Annotated in this window: 20 protein-coding genes; 4 read left to right on the top strand and 16 right to left on the bottom strand. The window is 74.0% G+C overall.

From position 1 onward, the window contains the following. Positions 1–58 precede the first annotated feature (58 nt). Positions 59–1,936: a translation elongation factor 4 gene (lepA, locus tag ABTW87_RS24560; protein WP_350653312.1), complete on the bottom strand. Its 1,878-nt coding sequence runs from the start codon at positions 1,934–1,936 to the stop codon at positions 59–61. Positions 1,937–2,046: 110 nt separating this feature from the next. Beyond that, on the bottom strand, positions 2,047–2,583 hold the full coding sequence (locus tag ABTW87_RS24555) for a DUF4240 domain-containing protein (RefSeq protein ID WP_350653311.1): 537 nt from the start codon (positions 2,581–2,583) through the stop codon (positions 2,047–2,049). Positions 2,584–2,702: 119 nt separating this feature from the next. Between ABTW87_RS24555 and ABTW87_RS24550 the strand changes: the two genes are divergently transcribed. Together ABTW87_RS24550 and rpsT are read left to right on the top strand one after the other, a co-directional pair. After that, positions 2,703–3,677, top strand: a complete 975-nt coding sequence (locus ABTW87_RS24550) for an aminoglycoside phosphotransferase family protein (RefSeq protein WP_502891638.1) — start codon at positions 2,703–2,705, stop codon at positions 3,675–3,677. Between the two features lie 128 nt (positions 3,678–3,805). Beyond that, positions 3,806–4,072: a 30S ribosomal protein S20 gene (gene rpsT / locus ABTW87_RS24545; protein ID WP_350653310.1), complete on the top strand. Its 267-nt coding sequence runs from the start codon at positions 3,806–3,808 to the stop codon at positions 4,070–4,072. Positions 4,073–4,241: 169 nt separating this feature from the next. Here rpsT and ABTW87_RS24540 read toward each other — a convergent pair whose 3' ends face one another. The 10 genes from ABTW87_RS24540 to pepN all read right to left on the bottom strand — a co-directional run bounded on the left by ABTW87_RS24540 (position 4,242) and on the right by pepN (position 15,304). Continuing rightward, the gene (locus ABTW87_RS24540; RefSeq protein WP_350653309.1) at positions 4,242–4,700 is read right to left on the bottom strand and encodes a hypothetical protein; all 459 of its coding nucleotides are present in this window, start codon (positions 4,698–4,700) and stop codon (positions 4,242–4,244) included. Then, entirely contained in the window at positions 4,697–5,677 is a 981-nt protein-coding gene (gene holA, locus ABTW87_RS24535; RefSeq protein WP_350653359.1) for a DNA polymerase III subunit delta, read from the bottom strand. Before holA ends, ABTW87_RS24540 begins: the two co-directional genes overlap by 4 nt. Before the next feature lie 113 nt (positions 5,678–5,790). After that, complete coding sequence (locus tag ABTW87_RS24530) at positions 5,791–8,193, bottom strand: ComEC/Rec2 family competence protein (protein WP_350653308.1); 2,403 nt, start codon at positions 8,191–8,193, stop codon at positions 5,791–5,793. Further along, positions 8,190–9,056 (bottom strand): ComEA family DNA-binding protein, encoded by an 867-nt coding sequence (locus ABTW87_RS24525; RefSeq protein ID WP_350653307.1) that lies wholly within the window; start codon positions 9,054–9,056, stop codon positions 8,190–8,192. The genes ABTW87_RS24530 and ABTW87_RS24525 overlap by 4 nt, the downstream gene beginning before the upstream one ends. A 124-nt stretch (positions 9,057–9,180) precedes the next feature. Then, the gene (locus ABTW87_RS24520; protein WP_350653306.1) at positions 9,181–10,011 is read right to left on the bottom strand and encodes an SDR family NAD(P)-dependent oxidoreductase; all 831 of its coding nucleotides are present in this window, start codon (positions 10,009–10,011) and stop codon (positions 9,181–9,183) included. Between the two features lie 112 nt (positions 10,012–10,123). After that, positions 10,124–10,981 carry a DegV family protein gene (locus ABTW87_RS24515; protein WP_350653305.1) on the bottom strand — a complete coding sequence of 286 codons (858 nt, stop codon included), beginning with the start codon at positions 10,979–10,981 and terminating at the stop codon, positions 10,124–10,126. Between the two features lie 9 nt (positions 10,982–10,990). After that, the gene (locus ABTW87_RS24510; protein ID WP_350653304.1) at positions 10,991–11,623 is read right to left on the bottom strand and encodes a histidine phosphatase family protein; all 633 of its coding nucleotides are present in this window, start codon (positions 11,621–11,623) and stop codon (positions 10,991–10,993) included. Beyond that, complete coding sequence (rsfS, locus tag ABTW87_RS24505; RefSeq protein WP_350653303.1) at positions 11,620–12,021, bottom strand: ribosome silencing factor; 402 nt, start codon at positions 12,019–12,021, stop codon at positions 11,620–11,622. Before rsfS ends, ABTW87_RS24510 begins: the two co-directional genes overlap by 4 nt. Before the next feature lie 110 nt (positions 12,022–12,131). Next, the gene (nadD, locus tag ABTW87_RS24500) at positions 12,132–12,728 is read right to left on the bottom strand and encodes a nicotinate-nucleotide adenylyltransferase (RefSeq protein WP_350653302.1); all 597 of its coding nucleotides are present in this window, start codon (positions 12,726–12,728) and stop codon (positions 12,132–12,134) included. Positions 12,729–12,787: 59 nt separating this feature from the next. Continuing rightward, complete coding sequence (gene pepN, locus ABTW87_RS24495; RefSeq protein WP_350653301.1) at positions 12,788–15,304, bottom strand: aminopeptidase N; 2,517 nt, start codon at positions 15,302–15,304, stop codon at positions 12,788–12,790. A 66-nt stretch (positions 15,305–15,370) separates the two neighbouring features. Here pepN and ABTW87_RS24490 point away from each other — a divergent pair, with 66 nt between their 5' ends. Together ABTW87_RS24490 and ABTW87_RS24485 are read left to right on the top strand one after the other, a co-directional pair. Then, positions 15,371–15,589, top strand: a complete 219-nt coding sequence (locus ABTW87_RS24490; RefSeq protein WP_350653300.1) for a DUF397 domain-containing protein — start codon at positions 15,371–15,373, stop codon at positions 15,587–15,589. 134 nt (positions 15,590–15,723) lie between these two features. Further along, the gene (locus tag ABTW87_RS24485; RefSeq protein ID WP_350653299.1) at positions 15,724–16,971 is read left to right on the top strand and encodes a cytochrome P450; all 1,248 of its coding nucleotides are present in this window, start codon (positions 15,724–15,726) and stop codon (positions 16,969–16,971) included. Between the two features lie 42 nt (positions 16,972–17,013). Here the strand turns inward: ABTW87_RS24485 and ABTW87_RS24480 are convergent, their stop codons facing one another. The 4 genes from ABTW87_RS24480 to ABTW87_RS24465 all read right to left on the bottom strand — a co-directional run bounded on the left by ABTW87_RS24480 (position 17,014) and on the right by ABTW87_RS24465 (position 20,103). Beyond that, positions 17,014–18,183, bottom strand: a complete 1,170-nt coding sequence (locus ABTW87_RS24480; protein ID WP_350653298.1) for a zinc-dependent alcohol dehydrogenase — start codon at positions 18,181–18,183, stop codon at positions 17,014–17,016. After that, positions 18,180–18,812 (bottom strand): SRPBCC family protein, encoded by a 633-nt coding sequence (locus ABTW87_RS24475; protein WP_350653297.1) that lies wholly within the window; start codon positions 18,810–18,812, stop codon positions 18,180–18,182. The genes ABTW87_RS24480 and ABTW87_RS24475 overlap by 4 nt, the downstream gene beginning before the upstream one ends. A 215-nt stretch (positions 18,813–19,027) precedes the next feature. Next, a complete protein-coding gene (locus ABTW87_RS24470; RefSeq protein WP_350653296.1) occupies positions 19,028–19,678 on the bottom strand; it encodes a DUF3618 domain-containing protein in 651 nt (216 codons plus the stop codon). Then, entirely contained in the window at positions 19,675–20,103 is a 429-nt protein-coding gene (locus tag ABTW87_RS24465) for a phage holin family protein (RefSeq protein WP_350653295.1), read from the bottom strand. Before ABTW87_RS24465 ends, ABTW87_RS24470 begins: the two co-directional genes overlap by 4 nt. Between the last annotated feature and the right edge of the window lie 6 nt (positions 20,104–20,109).

The following is a 20,109-nucleotide window of genomic DNA, read 5'->3' as shown; positions in this document are numbered from 1 at the left end:
CCGGGCCGGAGAGCGTCGCTGGTCGATGACGACGTGTGCGCCGATCCGCCGGCGGCGATCACTTCTTGCCGGGCGCCTTCCCGTCGCCGGAGTCCGACGAGAGCGCGGCGATGAAGGCCTCCTGGGGGACCTCCACCCGACCCACCATCTTCATCCGCTTCTTGCCTTCCTTCTGCTTCTCCAGCAGCTTGCGCTTCCGGCTGATGTCACCGCCGTAGCACTTCGCCAGCACGTCCTTGCGGATCGCCCGGATCGTCTCGCGGGCGATCACCCGACTGCCGATCGCCGCCTGGATCGGTACCTCGAACTGCTGACGCGGAATGAGGTTCCGCAGCTTCGCGGCGATCGTGGTGCCGTAGTTGTACGCCTTGTCCTTGTGCACGATCGCGCTGAACGCGTCGACCGGCTCGCCGTGCAGGAGGATGTCCACCTTCACCAGGTCGGACGACTGCTCGCCGGAGGGCTCGTAGTCCAGCGACGCGTACCCCTTGGTGCGGCTCTTCAACTGGTCGAAGAAGTCGAAGATGATCTCGGCGAGGGGCAGGGTGTAGCGCAGCTCCACCCGGTCGGCCGAGAGGTAGTCCATGCCGAGCAGGTTGCCCCGGCGGCCCTGGCAGAGCTCCATCACGGCGCCGACGTAGTCGTTCGGGGTCAGCACGGTGGCCCGCACCGTCGGCTCGTACACCTCGGCGATCTTGCCGGTCGGGTACTCGCTCGGGTTGGTCACCACGACCTCCTCGCCGTCCTCGGTGAGGGCCCGGTAGACCACGTTCGGCGCGGTCGAGATCAGGTCGAGGTTGAACTCCCGCTCCAGCCGCTCCCGGATGATCTCCAGGTGCAGCAGGCCGAGGAAGCCGCAGCGGAAACCGAAGCCGAGCGCCCCGGAGGTCTCCGGCTCGTACGTCAGGGCCGCGTCGTTGAGCTTGAGCTTGTCCAGCGCGTCCCGCAGGTTCGGGTAGTCCGAGCCGTCGATCGGGTAGAGGCCCGAGTAGACCATCGGCTTCGGGTCCTTGTAACCGCCGAGCGGCTCGCCCGCCGGCCGGGTGTTGATGGTGACCGTGTCACCCACCCGGGACTGCCGGACGTCCTTCACGCCGGTGATCAGGTAACCCACCTCGCCGACGCCGAGCGCGTCGGCCTTCACCATCTCCGGCGAGATGACGCCGATCTCCAGCAGCTCGTGGGTCGCGCCGGTGGACATCATCTTGATCCGGTCCCGAGCGCTGATCCGCCCGTCGACCAGCCGCACGTAGGTGACGACGCCCCGGTAGACGTCGTACACCGAGTCGAAGATCATCGCGCGGGCGGGCGCGTCGGCGTCCCCGACCGGCGGCGTGAACTGCCGGACGATCTCGTCGAGCAGGTGCGGCACGCCCTCGCCGGTCTTGCCGGAGACCCGGATGCAGTCCGCCGGGTCGCCGCCGATCAGGTGGGCCAGCTCCTCGGCGTACTTCTCGGGCTGCGCCGCCGGCAGGTCGATCTTGTTGAGCACCGGGATGACGTGCAGGTCGTTCTCCAGCGCCAGGTAGAGGTTCGCGAGGGTCTGCGCCTCGATCCCCTGGGCCGCGTCCACCAACAGGATCGCTCCCTCGCAGGCGGCGAGGGAGCGCGACACCTCGTACGTGAAGTCGACGTGCCCCGGGGTGTCGATCATGTTGAGCACGGCGCTCTCGCCGGCCCGCTCGCCCTCCCGGATCGTCCAGGGCATGCGGACGGCCTGGCTCTTGATGGTGATGCCGCGCTCGCGCTCGATGTCCATCCGGTCGAGGTACTGGGCGCGCATCTGCCGCGGGTCGACCACGCCGGTGAGCTGCAGCATCCGGTCGGCCAGGGTCGACTTCCCGTGGTCGATGTGGGCGATGATGCAGAAGTTCCGGATGCGCGCCGGGTCGGTGGCACCAGGAGCGTTCGCGCCGGGATCGAGCGTCGGTGGCACAGCGGTCCGTTCTGGTCGGCTGACGTTGAGCAGGCCGGCGTGACACCGGCCCCCTCTATGCTCCCACGTCGCCCGCGCGCGTCCGCTGCGCGGGCGAACCCCGGCCCGGGCTACTCGCCCGGCGGCTCGACGAACAGGGCGGCGAGCCTCGGCAGCCGCCGGCGGGCCTCGTCCTCGTCGTCGAAGTCCCAGAAGTCGTTGAGATCCGGCACCGGGACCGGATCCCGGTCCGCCGGCAGCTCGGTCGCGGTCGCCTTCCGGTACGCCTCCCACGGGACGGCAAGCATCTGCGCACAGGCGAACTCCTCGCCGGACAGCGACGCGGCGCGCACCTGCGGCAGCTCGGCAAGCGAGTCCGGCTCGGCGACCGCCCGGGCGAACACCGCCCGGCCCTGGGCCATCAACCAGCCCCGGAAGTGGTGGAAGCCGTCGCCGGAGACGCCACCGTTGATCAGGTAGGCGGCGCCCCACAGGTCCACCCGGTGCGACGCGGCCAGCACGCGCGCCTGGTGGTGCGCGTACCCGACGATCTCCTCCGGGTCCCGCAGCGCGAGCAGGGCGACCGCCCGGGCGGCGACCGCGTGCGGCTCTCCCCCGCCGCCGGCCCGCGCCTGGTCGATCAGCTGCCAGAAGTCGTCGGTCCTCATGGCCTGGCAGTCTCCCAGACGCCCGCACCGCCGCCGCTGGGCGGCGCGGGCGGACACCGCCGCGTCGACACGTCCCGGTTCATGCGGGCAGTCTCGACGCCGGGTACGACACTGGTGGGGTGAGCAGCTCACCAGTGTCGTACCCGGAGACCACCCGCCGCCCCGGGTGGTCGGCGCTGCCGGTGGGCCTGCGGGCCGCGCTCGCCGACCGGCTCGGCGCTCCCGTGGTCGCGACCCGCGCCGCGACCGCCGGCTTCACCCGCGGCTTCGCCGGCGTACTGACCGCCGCCGACGGCGGCCGGATCTTCGTCAAGGCCGCGCCACGCGACTCGCACCTGACCGACTGGTACGCGCGGGAGGCGGCGATCCTCGACCGGCTCCCGCCCGACGTACCCGCGCCCCGCCCACGCTGGACCCTGCACGAGGCGGGCTGGTTCGCGCTCGGCCTGGACGTGGTCGACGGCCACCCGCCCCGCCACCCCTGGGACCCGGTGGAGCTGGCCACGATCCTGGCGGCGTACGCCGACCTGGCCGCCGCCCTGTCCGATTCGCCCGGCGACCTCGCCGCACTGGACCCGCCGCACCTGGCCGACCTGGCCCGCGACGACATCCTCCGCTGGGCCGACGTGGCGGCGGGCCGGGAGCCGGTGCCGGGCCTCCCGACCGGGCTGGAACGACGGTTGCCCGAGCTGGTCGCGCTGGAGTCCCGGCTGCCGGGGTACGCCGCCGGGGCGCCCGGCCTGGTCCACGGCGACCTGCGGCCGGACAACGTGCTGCTCGAGCGGGACGGGCGGGCCTGGTTCTGCGACTGGACCTGGCTCTGCCACGGCCCCGCCTGGTTCGATCTGGTCACGCTGCTCCTCGACGGGTACGCGCCGGAGACCGCCGGACTGGACGCGGCGTTCGCGGCGCATCCGGCCGCCGCCGGCGCTCCCCCGGACGCCCTGGACGTCACGCTGGCCGCCCTGGCCGGCTATTTCCTCACCACCGCGTCGGCGGTACCGGCCACCGCGACCGGGGACCTGGCGACGCACCAACGTCGCAGCGGCGAGGCGGCGCTGGCCTGGCTCGCCCAGCGGCAGGGCTGGGACTGAGGCCGGGGCGGGAGGCCGTTTTGGCCTCGCCCGGGCCGACCTGGTAGCCTGGCCCTTCGCGCAGCGATGACGCATGCTCGCAGCGCGTGCAAGCAGACCAACCCGAGCTATCAAGACGAGGCTGTCGCGTGGCGAACATCAAGTCCCAGATCAAGCGCAACCGGCAGAACGAGAAGCGCCGGCTGCGCAACAAGTCGGTCAAGTCGTCGCTGAAGACCGCCATCCGCAAGTTCCACGAGGCCGCAGAGGCCGGCGACGTCGAGAAGGCGACCGTTCTCATGCGGGATGCGGCCCGCAAGCTGGACAAGGCCGCCAGCAAGGGCGTGATCCACGCCAACCAGGCCGCGAACCGGAAGTCCGCCATCGCCAAGCGCGTGGCGTCCTTCTCCGCCTGACGCGACACCAGACCTGACGAAGCCCCGGGCCTCCCGCCCGGGGCTTCGCCCTGTCCGCGCCCCGCCCCCGGCGCGGCGATCCTGCGCTCTCGGCCCTCGATACGTGGCATTCGCACCTTTCGCCGGGGCAGAAATCGCAAGATCGCGGAGGGCGGAGGGCGGGTCGCGGTCAGGCAGGGTGGGTCGGCGGGGCCGGACGGCGTACGGCGGGAGCGGGCGGAGGTGGCTCGTCGGGTGGCTCCGGTACCGGCGTGGCGGAGATGACGACGCCGGGCACGCTGTGCCGGATCCAGTCCACCCGCGCGGTGCCGACCACCGGTTCCATCTGCCGGCGGAAGCGGTCCCGCTCCTGCTCGGGTACGAGCGCCGCGGAGCGCACCACCCGCGCCGCCACCAGGTCGTTCAGCTTCACCATCACCGCGACCGTCGCCGGCAGCACCAGCACCGCCCACCAGGTGACCAGCTCGGCGAGGGCGAGCAGTGCCGCCAGCGCGATCGCGCCCTCGAAGAAGACGAAGCAGAGCACCCCACCCGGGTTGACGAACCGCAGCCCGAGCACCCGGGCGTACAGCGGCCGGTAGCGCTCCTCGTCGGCCGCGACGGTGGCCCACGACCCGGCTCCGGTCACCGGGTGCCGCCCTGCCGCGCCGCCGCGACGGAGAAGACGGCCCGTTCGAGGGCGTACGCCCGGTCGTCCGAGCCGCCCTTCACCGCGGCGTTGCACTCGGCGGCGGCCTGCATGGCGCGGACCAGGCCCTCCGGCGTCCAGCCGCGGCTCTGTCGCTGCGCCCGCTCGATCTTCCAGGCCGGCATTCCCAGCGTGCTCGCCAGCTGGTACGCGCTGCCCCGGCCGGCGGAGGCGACCCGCGCCACGGTGCGTACGCCGTCGGCCAGGGCGTCCGCGATCGGCACCGGATCCACGCCGACGTGCAGCGCCCAGCGCAGCGCCTCGAGCGCGGCCGGCACGTCGCCCACCATCGTCGCGTCGGCGACCGTGAACCCGGTCACCTCGACCCGCCCCCGGTAGTAACGGGCCACGGTCTCCGGGCTGATCCTGCCGTCGGTGTCGGCCATCAACTGGGAGCAGGCGGCCGCCAGCTCACGCAGGTCGTTACCGACCGCCGCGATGAGCGCCTCGGCGGCGTCGTCGGTGCACCGCCCGCCCGACCGCCGGATCTCGTCGCGGACGAACGCCACCCGCTCGCGATGCCCCTTCAGCTTGGCCGCCGGCACGACTGTCGCGCCGGCCGCCTTGAGACCGTCCGCGAACGCCTTGCCCTTGGCGCCGCCCGGATGGAGCACGACCAGCTGCACGTCGGGGTCGGGGTTCTTCGCGTACGCGAGGAGCGCGCTCGTCAGGTCCTTGCGGGCGTCCTGGCCGGAGCGGAGCACGAGCAGCCGCCGCCCGCCGAAGAGCGACGGGCTGAGCATCTCCGCTATCTCGCCGACCGCCAGTGCACCGGCCTGGTACTCACGGACGTCCACGTCGGGCTCGACGCTCCGCGCCCGGGCGATCGTCTCGGTGACCGCGCGCGTGGCGAGCAGCTCCTCGTCGCCGAGGACGAGCACAATGGGCGGGAGGCTGGCGGCGGTCACGCCGCCCATATTCGCACGGCGGGCCGCGAGCGCCAGCCTGGTCGTGCGCACTCCCAAGGCGTACCCCGCACTCAGCGCAAATCCCGACATTCAACTCTGTTATTGGCCAATCATGACAATAGTCATCGATCGGCTGTGCCCTCGGCTCCCCGCCTGACGACGCCCAGGCCGGACGGCCCGGCCACGGCGGCCACGTCGCCGTCGACGTCGGTACGCAGGACCCGGGCCCCGCCGCGGGTGAGCCGGCCGAGCACCGACGGGTCCGGATGCCCGTAGGTGTTGCCGGTCCCGACCGGGACGAGAGCGACGAGCGGGCGGACCGCGTCGAGGAACGCGGGGTCCTGGTACGCCGATCCGTGGTGGGCCACCTTCAGTACGTGCGACCGGAGGCCGCCGGGCGGCGGACGGTCGAGCAGCGCCCGCTGCTCCTCGGTCTCCGCGTCGCCGGCGAGCAGGATCCGCACCCCGGCGACCCTGGCGAGCAGGACCAACGAGTTGTTGTTCGGGTCCGACCGGGTGCCCCGCAGCGGCGACGGCGGACCGACGAGCGTCAGCTCGACCTGGCCGGCACGGTAGTGCCAGCCGACCGGGGCGGACCGGACACCGGCGGAGCCCGCCGCCGCCGCGGCCCGGACCAGGTCCCGGCCGGCGGCCGGTTCCGGCAACGGCGGAGCGAGCACGGCGCCGACCCGGCGACCCCGGAACACGCCGGCCACACCACCGACGTGGTCGACGTGGAAGTGGCTGACCACCAGCAGTGGCACCTCCCGGACGCCGAGCCCTCGCAGGCACCGGTCCACCGCGCCCGGCTCCGGCCCGGCGTCCACCACCACGGCCCGGCCGCGCCCGACGGGCAGCACCACGGCGTCGCCCTGGCCGACCGCGCAGGCGACGACGACCCAACCCACCGGCGGCCAACCGGACGCCACGAGCCGCACCGGCAGCGCGCCGAGCACCGCCGCCACGGCGGTCACCGCCACCAACCGGCGTACGACCCGGCGCCGGGCGGCCACCAGCAGCGCGAGGGTCAACCCGGACAGCAGCAGCGCGCCCGTCACGCCCCCCGGCCAGGGCAGCGTCCCCGCCGGCACGCGTGCCCCCTGGTGCGCCACCGTCACCAGCCACCACGCCGGCCAGCTGGCCAGCCAGGCGACGAAGCCGGCACCGGCCGGCCAGAGTGGCGAGATCGCCGCCGCCAGGACGCCGAGCACCGTGGCGGGGGCGATGGCCGGCACCGCCAGCAGGTTCGCCGGCACGGCGACCAGGCTCACCGTGCCGGAGATCCCCGCCACGACCGGGGCGCAGGCGAGCTGCGCGGCGGCGGGCACCGCGAGCGCCTCGGCGACCCCCGCCGGCACCCGGCGGCGGCGCAGCGCGTCCCGCCAGCGTGGGGCGAGCAGCAGCAGCCCGCCGGTGGCGAGCACGGAGAGGGCGAAGCCCGCGTCCCCGGCCAGCTCGGGGTCGACGAGCACAAGCACGGTCACCGCCGTGGCCAACGCCGGTAGCGCCGCGCGGGGGCGGCCGGCGGCGAGCGCGGCGAGCCCTACCGCGCCCATCGTGGCCGCCCGCACCACGCTCGGCGACGGCCGGACCAGGATCACGAACGCCACCAGCGCGAGCGCGCAGAGCCCGGCGGCGAGCAGGGGCCCGGCCCGCCCCCAGCGGGCGAGCAGCAGGACCGCACCGACGACGATCGCGACGTTGGACCCGGAGACGGCCGTCAGATGCGTCATGCCGGTGGCGAGGAAATCCTCCTCCACAGCGGACGGCAAACGGCTCGTGTCGCCGACGACCAGCCCCGGCAGCAGGCCACCCTGCTCGTCGGGCAGCGGGTCGCAGGCGTCCTGCAGGCCGGCGCGGAGCGAGCCGGCGGCCCGCTGGGAGCCCGGTGGCGGCCCGTGCAGCACCGGCGCCCGGGCCGACCGGAGGACGGCGGCGGTCAGGTCGCCGCCGCGCGGGGCGCCGAGCCGGCCCTCGGCGGTCAGTCGCTGCCCGGGCAGCAGGCCCCGCCAGGCCGGGTCGGTGGCGAGAACGAGCATCCGGACCCGCGCCTCGACGCGCCGTCCGTCGGAAGCGGTGACCCGGATCGACTCCACCGCCACGAGGAGCATGGCCGGCCGTCCCGGGACGCCGCGCAGCGGCCGGGGATCGTCCCGGACTGCCAGCTCGGCGGTGACGGGGGCGGGCCCGTCGACGAGGGCACGGATCGCAGCGGCGTCCCGCACGGCGACCCGGGCGGCGGTGGCGCTCGCCCCGCACACGACACCGAGCAGCACGGCGACGGCGATCCACCCGTACCGCCGGACCGGCGCGGCGGGCCGGCCGAGGAGCCCGCGCAGGTGCAGGGCCCCGGCGCCGGCCAGCACGGCGGCGACAAACGCGATAAGCAGGGTCGCGCCGGCGCTCAGGTGCAGCCCGGCCAGCGCGGCGAGCCACGCGGCGACGGCCAGGCCGGCCAACCGCAGATCCGGCACGTCGTACGCGGCCCGTCCGGGCACCGCGTCGGCGGGGGTACGGCCGTTCACACCGTCACCAGGTCCTTGAGCTGTTCGTACCGCGCGTCACCGATCCCGTCGACCTGGCGCAGGTCGCCCACGGACCGGAAGCCTCCGTGCTGGTCCCGGTGGGCGAGGATGCGCTGCGCGAGCACCGGCCCGACCCCTGGCAAAGCGTCGAGCTGCGCCAACGTGGCGGTGTTCAGGTTGACCCGGCCGCCGGCGCCGGGGTCGGCACCGGGCGCGCCGCCACCCGGCAGCTGACCGTTCGGCGCGCCGGCCGGTGCGGGTACGCCGACGACGATGAGTTCGCCGTCGGCGACCTTCCGGGCCGGATTCAGCAGGGCGACGTCCACGCCCGGCAGCGCTCCCCCGGCCGCCTGCACGGCGTCGGCGACCCGGGCACCGGCCGGTACGCGCACCAGACCGGGACGGCGTACCTTGCCGGCGACGGCCACCACCAGTTCACCGCCCGGCGTCGCGGTCGCCTCGGCCGGTGCGGACGGGGTGACCGTCGCGGCGTCCGCCACCGGCGCGACCGGCTCGACCTGCGGCCGGGACCGCCACGCCCAGAACGCGGCGCCGAGCACCACCAGCACGGCGACGACGGCCAGCGCCCGGACGCCCCGCCGGCCCGGATCGAAGGCCCCCGCGCCGGGCAGCATGCGGCCCACCGCCGACCCGCCGTCTGCCTCCTCCCCGCGCGCGGCAGCGGCGGCCCGCCCGGCCGGTTCCGGCGGCCGGACGACGTCCGCACCCGTCTCGCCGGAACCGGGCGGACGGGCGCCGCGGCCCTTCCGCAGCCCCGACCCGGGGACCGGCGCACCGTCCGCCCCCGGCGGCAGCAACCGGTGCAGGCGCTCCCGCACCGCCGTCTCCTCGTCGTACGACACGGCGCGAGGTTAGGTCGCCACGAGGGGTCACCGCCGTCCCGGAAGTCGTCACCTGTGGACAACCTCGCCCCTGTGGACAACGCCCTGATCATGCCCTTGATGTGCTATGGGCCGGCGCGCACGGTCAGCGGGCCTCGGGGTCGAGTCCGAGGACGGACCGGCCGCCGTCGACCGGGAGGATGACCCCGTTGACGAAGCCGGCTGCCGGGGACAGCAGCCACGCCACCGCCTCGGCGACCTCGTCGACCCCACCGATCCGGCCGAGCGGGTGCAGCCGCCGCAGCTCGGCGTCGATCCACTCCGCCTCCGCGGGTTCCCGCGCGGCGAGGAACGCGGCGTGCCGTTCGGTCGCCACCGAGCCGAGAGCGACCGCGTTGATGCGGATCCCCCGCGCCCCGTACTCCACGGCCAGCGCCCGGGTCAGACCTTCCACGGCCGCCTTCGCGGTGGCGTACGGCAGGCAACCCGGCACCGGCCGGCGGGCCTGGTGCGACGAGACGTTGACGATGGCCCCGCCGGTGCCGGCGGCCAGGAAGCGGCGGACCGCGACGGTCGCCCCGACCAGGGCCGGACGGAGGTTGCGGGCGATCAGCTCGAACACCTCCCCGGCCGGCGTCTCGTGCACCGAGGCGTCCCGGAACACGGCGGCGTTGTTCACCCAGCCGGTCAGCGGCCCCGCCCGTTGCGCCCGGCGCGCGGCGTCGGTGGCGACGTCCTCGTCGGCGGCGTTCCCGACGACCGCGGTCAGGCGGTCGCCGGCCGGATGCGGGTTCACCCACGCGACCGCCTGCGGATCCCGCTCGATGACGACGACGCTCTCGCCGCCGGCGAGGAGACGTTCCACGACGGCGCGGCCGACCCCACGGCCACCACCGGTCACCACACAGGACATCGTGGCGCCCTCCTCGATCCGGCTCTCGCGCGACGGATGACGTCGCAGACGACTCAGCTCCACAGTGCCGCATCCGGCGCCTCGACCGGGCCCGGAGCGGCAGACGTCCGGTGCCGCGACGCCACAGCAAGCCGGTCACACCGGCCCGACCGCCACGCTGGGCCGGCCGGGTGGGTCAGTCGGTCGCCGGGCGGCGGTGCACGACGACGCACGCCAGGCCCGGACCCGCGTGTGCGGCCACCACCGCGCCCGCCTCCGAGACGTACGTGTCGTGCAGCCGGTCGCCCAGCCGGTCAACCAGCGCCTCCCGGAGCGCCTCGGCGCGCTGCGGTGCGGCCAGGTGGTGCAGGGCGAGGTCCACGTCGGCGTCACCGGCCGCCTCCACGGCGAGGTCGACCAGGCGGGCGACCCCCCGGCTGGCGGTGCGCACCTTGTCCCTGAGAACGATCGCGCCGTCCGGCATGTGCATGATCGGCTTTACCGAGAGGGCGGTGCCGAGCAGGGCCGAGGCGGCGTTGATCCGGCCACCCCGACGGAGGAACTCCAGCGTGTCGACGTAGAAGAAGACAGCGGTCCGCTCGACGGCGTCCCGCGCGGCGTCGCGTACCCCGGACCGGTCGGCGCCGGTCGCGGCGGCCTGGGCGGCGGCGACCGCCGGGAAACCGACACCCATGCCGCAGGACCGGCTGTCCACCACCGCCACCCGGTCGCCGAACCCGGCCGCGGCCAGCTGGGCGGCCTCGACCGTGCCGGACAGCTCCGCGGACAGGTGCACCGAGACGATTCCGTCGGCGCCGTCGTCGAGGAGCCGCCGGTACGTCCGCGTGAACTGTTCCGGGGCGGGCCGCGAGGTGCTGACCGACACCCGCCGGCCGCTGAGCACGCGGGTGGCGTCGGCCGGAAAGACCTCCACCCCCTCCAGCCCCTCCGCGCCGTTGAGCACGACGGTCAGGGGCACCACCGTGAGCGGGTGGGCGGCCAGCAGCTCGGGCGGAAGGTAGGCGGTGGAGTCGGTGACGACCGCGACGGGCATGCCGGAACGCTAGCCGATCTCGCCCCGGATCGCCGGTGCGGCGAGCACGCCGACGTTGTGGGCCCGCAGGTGCCAGCCGCGCGTGTCGTCGTGGCGCAGCTCGGTCCAGTGACAGTTCCGCAGGGCGCCGATCGTCCGCAGGACGCCGTGGTCCCAGCCGAGCAGCTGACCGACGCCCTGCCGGGCGCCGCCGCCGTGGGTGGCGACCACGACGGTGCCGCCGGGTGCGGAGTCGGCGGCCTCCTGGAGCGCGGCGCCCATCCGCTTGCCGAGGTCGTCCATCGTCTCGATGCCGGCGCCCGGGTCCGGGTCGCCGGCCCGCCAGCGGGCGTACTCGTCCGGGTACCGTTCGGCGGCCTCGGTGAGAAGCAGACCCTGCCAGAGCCCGAAGTACCGCTCCCGCAGCCGCGGGTCGCTGCGGACCGGCAGCCCGGTCAGAGCGGCCAGCGCGGCGGCCGTGTCGGCGGCGCGGCTCAGGTCGCTGGCGACGATCGCGTCCGGACGGAGCGCGGCGAGCAGCGGCGCTGCGCTGCGGGCCTGCTCGCGGCCGAGGTCGTTGAGCGGGATGTCGCTCTGCCCCTGCACGCGCCCGGCGGCGTTCCAGTCGGTGTTGCCGTGCCGCCAGACGATCAGCCGGCTCATTCGGCGGCGGCGCCGGACTCGGCCGCGGCGAGGTCCCGGTCGACGAACGGGATCTGCGGGCAGTCCTTCCAGAGCCGGTCCAGCGCGTAGAACTCGCGCTCCTCGGTGTGCTGGACGTGCACGACGATGTCGACGTAGTCGAGCAGGACCCAGCGACCGCCCCGCTCCCCCTCCCGACGGACCGGCTTGGCCTTCTCCGGCAGCTGGAGCAGCCGCTCCTCGATCGCGTCGACGATGGCCAGCACCTGACGCTCGTTGGGGGCGGCGGCGAGCAGGAACGCGTCGGTGATGGCGAGCTGGTCACCCACATCGATGATGACGATGTCCTGTGCCTTCTTGTCGGCGGCGGCCTGGGCGGCGGCGGTCGCCAGCTCGTGTGCGCGTTCGGAAACTGTCACCGTTCTCCTTCGATCATCCGTGCGACCCTTCAAGCCTCTCACACACCGGTGCGGCGCGACCGGTCAGTCAAGGCCTGTCGAGGGCATGAACCACCGCATAGCGGGACGGATCACCGCTGGTAGAGACGTCGTTTGGCGATGTACTGCACCACACCGTCAGGCACCAGATACCACACCGGTTCGCCCCGAGCCACCCGCGCCCGGCAGTCGGTGGAGGAGATCGCCATCGCCGGCACCTGCACCAGGCTCACCGTGTCGGCGGGCAGGTGGGCGTCGGACAGCTCGAACCCGGGCCGGGTCACCGCGATGAAGTGGGCCAGCTCGAAGATCTCGTCCAGATCCTTCCAGGAGAGGATCTTCGCCAGCGCGTCGGCGCCGGTGATGAAGAAGAGCTGGGCCTTCGGGCCGTACTCGGCGTGCAGGTCGCGCAGCGTGTCGACGGTGTAGGTCGGGCCGCCGCGGTCGATGTCGACCCGGCTGACCTGGAAGCGGGGGTTGGAGGCGGTGGCGATGACCGTCATCAGGTACCGGTCCTCGGCGGGACTGACCGGCTCGTCGGCCTTCTGCCACGGCTGGCCGGTCGGCACGAAGATGACCTCGTCCAACCCGAACCGGTCCGCCACCTCGCTGGCCGCGACCAGGTGCCCGTGGTGGATCGGATCGAACGTGCCGCCCATGATGCCGATCCGCCGGATGTCTTCCTCCACCCCGCGATCCTAGGCCGTCCGTACCCCCGACCGGCTGCCCGGCCCGACGCCCGCCGGCATCAGGCGGAGGCGGCGGCGACGGCGGTGCGGGCGACCAGGGCACGGCGCAGGTCGTCGTCCCGGTCGACCAGGCGCCGGCGCAGGCCCGGCGTCAGATCGTCGCGGGCGAGGAGATCCGCGACGGCTTCCCGGGTGGTCTGGGCGACGGCGTAACGAGGGAAGGCCAGGCTCGCGATCCGGTCCGCCACCCAGGGCGTACGCAGGCGCGCGGCGGCCGGCATGTCGGCGAAGTAGCGCGCCACGTACGGTGCGGTCAGCTCCGCCTGCTCGGGCTGCCAGAACCCCTCCGCGGTCGCCTCGACCAGGCGGTTCGACAGCTCCGTGTCGGCCACGACGATCTCCCACGCGGCCTGCTTGGCCCCCGCGTCCGGCAGCGCCGCGCGACAGCGGGCGGCCCGCTCGGCACCGGTGGCGCTCCGGTCGGCCGCCGCCTCGGCGGTGATCTCCGCAGGGCCCGCCGCGCCCAGCACCACCAGCCGGCCCAGCACCGACCAGCGCAGCTCCGCGTCGACGGCGAGCCCGGGCGGCACGTCCCGGCCCGCCAGCCAGCCGGTCAGCAGATCGGCGTCACCGGTCGCGGCGATCCAGCCGCGGGCGGCGGCGAGCTGAAGCGACCCGCCGGGGGGCGCGGTGTCCAGCAGCCGCCGGCAGGCCTCGGCGACCCGGGCCAGGGCGCTCGCGCGGGCCAGCGGGTCGAGGTAGCGGTCGATGAGCGAACGGCTCAGCGTGAGCACGTCCTCGGCGATCACCACCTCGGTCTCGGCGGGCAGCGCGGCCACGATCAGCTCCACCAGGGCGGTGACGGGTCGTTCCCCGTCGGTCGCGGCGTCCAGCGCCTCGCCCCACAGCAGCGCCCGCGCGAGCGGGTCGGGCAGGCCGGGCAGCACCAGGGGTACGGCGTCCGCGGAGGCCGGGTCGAGCCGGATCTTGGCGAACGTCAGGTCGCCGGCGTTGGGCAGCAGCAGCCGGGCGGCCGGTGCCCCGGCCAGGTCGGCGAGCACCGTCCGGCCGCCGTGGACGTCCGGGTCGAGGTCCACCTCGCGGTGCTCCACCGTGCCGTCGGCCGCGTACCGGCCGATTCCGATCCGGTGCGGGCGCAGCACCGGGTGCGACTCGGGGGCGGTCTGCACCACGGCCACCTCGGCGTACCGGCCGTCCGGGCCGACCGCGACCTCGGCGCGCAGGGTGTTGACCTGGGCGGCGCGCAGCCAGCGTTCCGCCCAGCCGGTCAGGTCGCGCCCGCTGCTGGCGGAGAGACTGTCGAGCAGATCGGCCAGGGTGGCGTTACCGAACCGGTGCTTCGCGAAGTGCGCGTTGAGCCCGGCCAGGAAGGCGTCGTCGCCGAGCCACGCCACGAGCTGGCGCAGCACCGAGGCGCCCTTCGCGTACGAGATGCCGTCGAAGTTGAGCAGGCCCTCGGCGGCGTCGGACACCTCCGCGGGCGCGACCGGGTGGGTGGACGGGCGCTGGTCGGCCGCGTACCCCCAGGCCTTGCGCTTCATCGCGAACGTCGTCCACGCCCGGTCGAAGCGGGTCGCCTCGGCGGTGACCCGGGTGCCCAGGTACTCGGCGAACGACTCGTTCAACCACAGGTCGTCCCACCACCGCATGGTGACCAGGTCACCGAACCACATGTGCGCCATCTCGTGGGCGATCGTGGTGGCCCGCAGCTCACGCTCGCTGTCGGTGACGGCGGACCGGAAGACGTAGTCGTCGCGGATGGTGACCAGGCCGGGGTTCTCCATCGCGCCGGCGTTGAACTCCGGCACGAACGCCTGGTCGTACTTGTCGAACGGGTACCGCTCGGCGAAGAGCTCGTGGAACCGGTCCAGGCACTGCTTGGTCACGGTGAAGATCTCGTCGATGTCGGCGTCCAGGTGCGGCGCCAGGGAGCGCCGGCACCAGACGCCGAGCGGGATGCCGTCGTGCTCGTCCCGACGGACGTGCCAGGGCCCGGCGATCAGGGAGACGAAGTACGTGGCCAGCGGCGCCGTCGGCGCGAACTCCCACCGCCCGGGACGCGGGTTCGCCGCCAGCCGGCCGTTGCCGGCGACGGTCCAGTGCGCGGGGGCGGTGACGCGGAGCGTCACCGGGGCCTTCAGGTCGGGCTGGTCGAACGCGGCGAAGATGCGCTGCACGTCGTCGAGGAACGACATCGCGTACAGGTAGGTCTCGCCGTCGGCCGGGTCGACGAAGCGGTGCATCCCCTCCCCGGTGTTGGAGTACGCCATGTCGGCCTCGACCGTCAGCGTGTTGTGCTCGGCGAGGCCGGGCAGCGGCAGCCGGTTGTCGGCCAGCGCGGCGGGGTCGAGGTCGGCGTCGTTGAGCCGGACCGACCGCAGTTCGGCGGGCTTGCACTCGACGAACGTCGCGGCGCCGGGGGTCGCCCGGAACCGGATGGTGACGTGCGAGCGGAACCGCTCGCCGTCCCCGGTCAGGTCGAGGTCCACCTGGTAGGACTCGACGGTGATCGCCGCGGCGCGCGCGGTCGCCTCTACACGGCTCAGGCTCGGCATCCGCTTATCCTGCCCGATGGGGATCCCGACCCGCTCCCCTGACCTGCGGCACTGGAGGACTGGACCATGACGACGCACCCCAAGGGCGACTTCGACCTTTCGCGGGCCGTCTGGCAGCGGGCGGAGGGCGACACCTCCGACGGCGCCGTGGAGGTCGCGTTCGTCGACGACCTGATCGGCATGCGCAACTCGGCCGAACCGGACGGGCCGGTGCTGGTGTTCACGCAGGCCGAGTGGGACGCCTTCGTCGCCGGCGCCCAGGACGGGGAGTTCGACCTGGACTGAGCGCGGGTACCGGCGCGGACCGCGGGATCATCGGGATTCAGCCGGCCTGACCTGGGTAGATGCTCCCGGAGGGGCACGGGCCGCGACCGTGCGGTCCCCGGCGGGGATCCGCACGACCAGCGTCAGGAGGAACGATGGCGACGATGCCGGTCGACCGCAGCCCGGACAGCACGCTCGCGTTCCTGCGTTCCGGCTACCGGTTCATCAGTGAGCGGTGCGACCGCCACGGCAGCGACATCTTCGCCACCCGCCTCCTGCTGGAGCGCACGATCTGCCTGCGCGGGCGGCCGGCGGCCGAGCTGTTCTACGACAACGAGCGGTTCGTCCGGGCCGGGGCGCTGCCGATGCGGGCCCAGCGGACGCTGACCGGCGTCGGCGGGGTGCAGGGGCTCGACGGCGCGGAGCACACGAACCGCAAGGCCATGTTCATGTCACTCATGACGCCGAGCGCGGTCGGTCGGCTGGGTCAGCTGTTCGAGGACGAGTGGCGGGCCCGGATCCCGGTGTGGGAGTCGTCCGGTCCGGTGGTGCTCTACCGGGAGGTGGCTCGCGTCCTGACCCGGGCGGTCTGCGCCTGGGCCGGGGTGCCGCTGCCGGAGTCGCAGGTGCGGCGGCGCACCGCCCAGCTGCACGCGATGATCGAAGGCGCCGCCGCGATCGGCCCCGGCCACTGGAAGGGGCTGCTCGCCCGGCGCCTGGGCCAACGCTGGGTCGGCGACCTCATCGACCGGGAGCGGATCGGCACGCTGCCCGCCCCGGAGGGCAGTGCCCTGCGGGTGATCGCGGAGCACCGGGACGCCCGGGGGCGGCTCCTCCCCCGCCGGATCGCCGCGGTGGAGCTGCTCAACGTGCTGCGCCCGACGGTCGCGGTGGACCGCTACATCGTCTTCGCGGCGCTGGCCCTGCACGACCACCCGGGCTGGCGCGAGCGGGTCCGCGAGAGCGCGGAGACCACCGAGGCCTTCGTGCAGGAGGTACGCCGGTACTACCCGTTCTTCCCGGTCACCGCGGCGCGGGTGCGGCGCTCCTTCGACTGGCAGGGCCACCACTTCCCCCGGGGCCGGCGCGTGCTGCTCGACCTCTACGGCACCAACCACCACCGGGCGCTCTGGCCGTCCCCGGAGGAGTTCCGGCCGGACCGCTTCGCGGGGTGGCGTGGCGACCCGTACAGCTTCGTCCCGCAGGGCGGCGGCGAGCACCTGGCCGGGCACCGCTGCGCCGGCGAGTGGGTGACCATCGAGCTGATGAAGCGGGCGGTGCACCTCCTGACCACCGCCATGGCGTACGAGGTGCCCCCGCAGAACCTGGCCCTGGACCTGGGCCGGATGCCGGCGCTGCCGCCGAGCGGCTTCCTCGTCACCAACGTCCGCCGCACCGCCTGAGCCGCTCCCCGCGCCCGCGGGCGGGCGCGGGGAGCGGTGGACTCAGGGATGCAGGACGGTACGCAGGCAGCCCTCCTCCTTCTTCTCGAAGATCTCGTAGCCGCGAGCCCCCTCCTCCAGCGACATGGGGTGGGTGGCCAGGTAACCGGGGTCGATCTCCCCGGCGGCGAGCCGGTCGAGCAGCATCGGGATGTAGCGCTGGGCGTGCATCTGCCCCATTCTCAGGACCAGTGCCTTGTTCATCGCCGCGCCCAGCGGGAACTTGTCGATCAGCCCGGCGTAGACGCCGACGATGCTGACGGTGCCGCCCTTGCGACACGCCATGATCGCCTGCCGTACCGACGTCGGCCGGTCGGTCTGCAGCCGGGCGGTCTGCTTCGCCTTGTCGTACGCGTACGCCGGCCCCACGTCGTGCGACTCCATGCCGACGGCCTCGATGCAGGCGTCCGGGCCCCGGCCGGCGGTCAGCTCCCGCAGCGCCTCCAGCACGTCGGTCTCCGCGTAGTTGACGGTCTCCACGCCGAGCCGGTCGGCGGCGGCGGACAGCCGCTCCGGCAGCCGGTCGATCATGATGATCCGCTCGGCGCCGAGCAGCTGGGCGGCCCGCGCCGCCATCTGACCGACCCCGCCGGCGCCCCACACGGCCACCACCTCGCCGCCGGTGAGGCCGCAGAAGTCGGCGGCCATCCAGCCGGTCGGCAGCGCGTCGGAGGCGAAGACGAGGGCGTCGTCGGGCACGCCGTCGGGCACCTTGAAGGCCCCGATGTCGCCGAACGGCACCCGCACGTACTCGGCGTGGCTGCCCGAGTAGCCACCGGCGGCGTGCGAGTAGCCGAGGATGCCGGCCGGTGCGTGGCCCCACAGCTTCTCGGCGAAGACGGGCTGCGGGTTGGAGTTGTCGCAGAGCGAGTACTGCTCGGTGCGGCAGTACCAACACCCGCCGCACGCCACGACCGAGCCGACCACGACCCGGTCGCCGACGGTGAGCCGCCGGACGCCGGGCCCGGTCTCCACGACCTCGCCCATGAACTCGTGGCCGAGGATGTCGCCCTCCCGCACCGCCGGCACGAAGCCGTTGATGAGGTGCAGGTCGGAACCGCAGACGCTGCTGGCCCGGACCCGTACGATCACGTCACCCTCGGCGCGTACGCGCGGCTCGGGCACGTCCCGTACCGCAAGCTTGCCGACGCCCTCCCAGCACAGCGCCCTCACGACCGGCCGCCAACCGTGAGCTTCTCGCGGACCTTGTCGGTCGCCTTCTCCTGCGCCTCGCTGCGCCCGGACGGGTCGCGCCGGGTCTCGATCACCTGGCCGCACTCCACCAGCGACTTGACCCGGCGCAGCGTGTCGCGCAACGCGAGGTCCGGCTCGTGGCTGGTCGCCAGGCCGATCGCCCGGCGCAGCGGCCCGGACCGGTACCGCAGCTCGGCGCGGATCTCGGTGCCCCGGCCCTGCGGCGCGGGCACCAGCTCGACGGTGCCCTCCTGCTCCGGCCCGTCGGTCACCCGCCAGCGCAGCCGTCCCGGCCCCTCGACGGTGAGCTCCGCCCGCCACTGCGTGCCGCCCGCCGGGTCGGCGGCCACCGCGCGCCACCGGTCGTCGTCGAGCTGCTCAAGCGTCGCCCACTCGGCCAGCGCGCGGTCCATCCGTTGCCGGTCGGTCCAGAAGCCGATCACCGCCTCGACCGGACGGTCGACCGTCACGCCGCGCCGCACCACGTACCAGCCGTCCTGCCGTTCGGGCTGGTGCCGGTGCCGCCGCCGGGCCACCGCGTGACCGATCCCGACCGCGGTCACGGTGGTGACGCCGAGCACCGCCCACCTCGTTCCGCTGCTGGTCATCACGCCCCCTCCACCCGGGCCGCCCGCGACCGGACCGCCCGTCTCACCACACCGCTACCCACCAGAAACCCGACAAAACAAGCCGCCCCCACCCGGCCCCCGCCTCCGCGATCTTGCACTTCCGGCCCTCGAATCGCCCGGGTTCGGGCCTTCCGTACGGGCACGAAGTGCAAGATCGCGGGGGTGGGGTGGGGTGGGGGCGGGGCGGGTGGGGGTCAGGAGGGGATTTGTTCGCGGGGGTGCTGGGCTCGGTCCCTGACGTCGTCGGCGGCGGAGCGGGTGTCGTGCTGGACCGTCTGGACGGCGTCCTGGGTGGTCTGCTTCACCGACTCGGCGGCCTGCTGCGCGGGCTCGCGCAGCTCCTCCTTCACCTCCTGCGCGACCTCGGTCAGCTTCTCCTTGACCGCACCGGCGTGCTCGCCGGCCCGCTCCTTGACCTGCGTCGCGACCTGCTGCTCACGCTGGCTGGCCGGGATCAGGGAGGAGACCAGCCAACCCACCCCGAACGCGATCAGCCCGGCGGCGAGCGGATTGCCCTCCGACTTCCGACGGATCACGTGGGGGGCCCGGTGAGCGGCGTCGCTCACCGTCGACGCGGCCGACTGCGCCTTGTCGCTGACCGCCGAGGCCGCCGAGGACGCGTGGTCGCCGACGGCGTGGGCGCCGTGCTTCGTGCTGTGGCCGAGGTCCGACGCGGTTCCCATCACCTTGTCCCTCACATTCTGCAGCGCGCCACGGACCCGCTGCTTGCGGTCGTCGACGATGCGGCCGGGGCTGACCTTGTACGCCAGCGCGTCCACATCGGAGCTCAAGTTGGTACGAGTGGCTTCGATCTCCCGGCGGATCTGCTCGGGATCGGTGCTCATCGGGTGACCTCCTGCGGGTGGGGCTTGAGCGCGTCGGGGATCCGCTGCACGCTCTCGTTGGTCTGCTTGAGGCCGCGGATCCGCTCCGCGTTCTTCTTCGCCATGGAGTAGAGGACAGCGGCGATCCCGCCCCAGATGACGGCCACGATCAGGGCCGCCCAACCGGCGTCCATGACGTTGGACAGCCCGGCCCAGAGAGCCAGCGAGAGGAACAGGGCCACCATGTAGCCGCCGAACCCGGCGCCGCCGAAGAACCCGGCCGCCTTGCCGGCCTTCTTCCCCTCCTCGCGGATCTCGGCCTTGGCCAGCTCCACCTCCTGCCGCAGCAACGTGGACAGGTCCGTGGTGACCTGGCGCATCAACTCACCGACGGAGCTGTTGCGGACCTCGTCCGCGTCGTGCGGGTGATATTTCGGCGTGGTCATGCCGTC

Source organism: Micromonospora sp. NPDC126480, assembly GCF_040302465.1.
Classification (GTDB): domain Bacteria; phylum Actinomycetota; class Actinomycetes; order Mycobacteriales; family Micromonosporaceae; genus Micromonospora.
The sequence above is the reverse complement of the archived record's forward strand: the minus strand, read 5'-3'. Positions and strand labels throughout refer to the sequence as shown.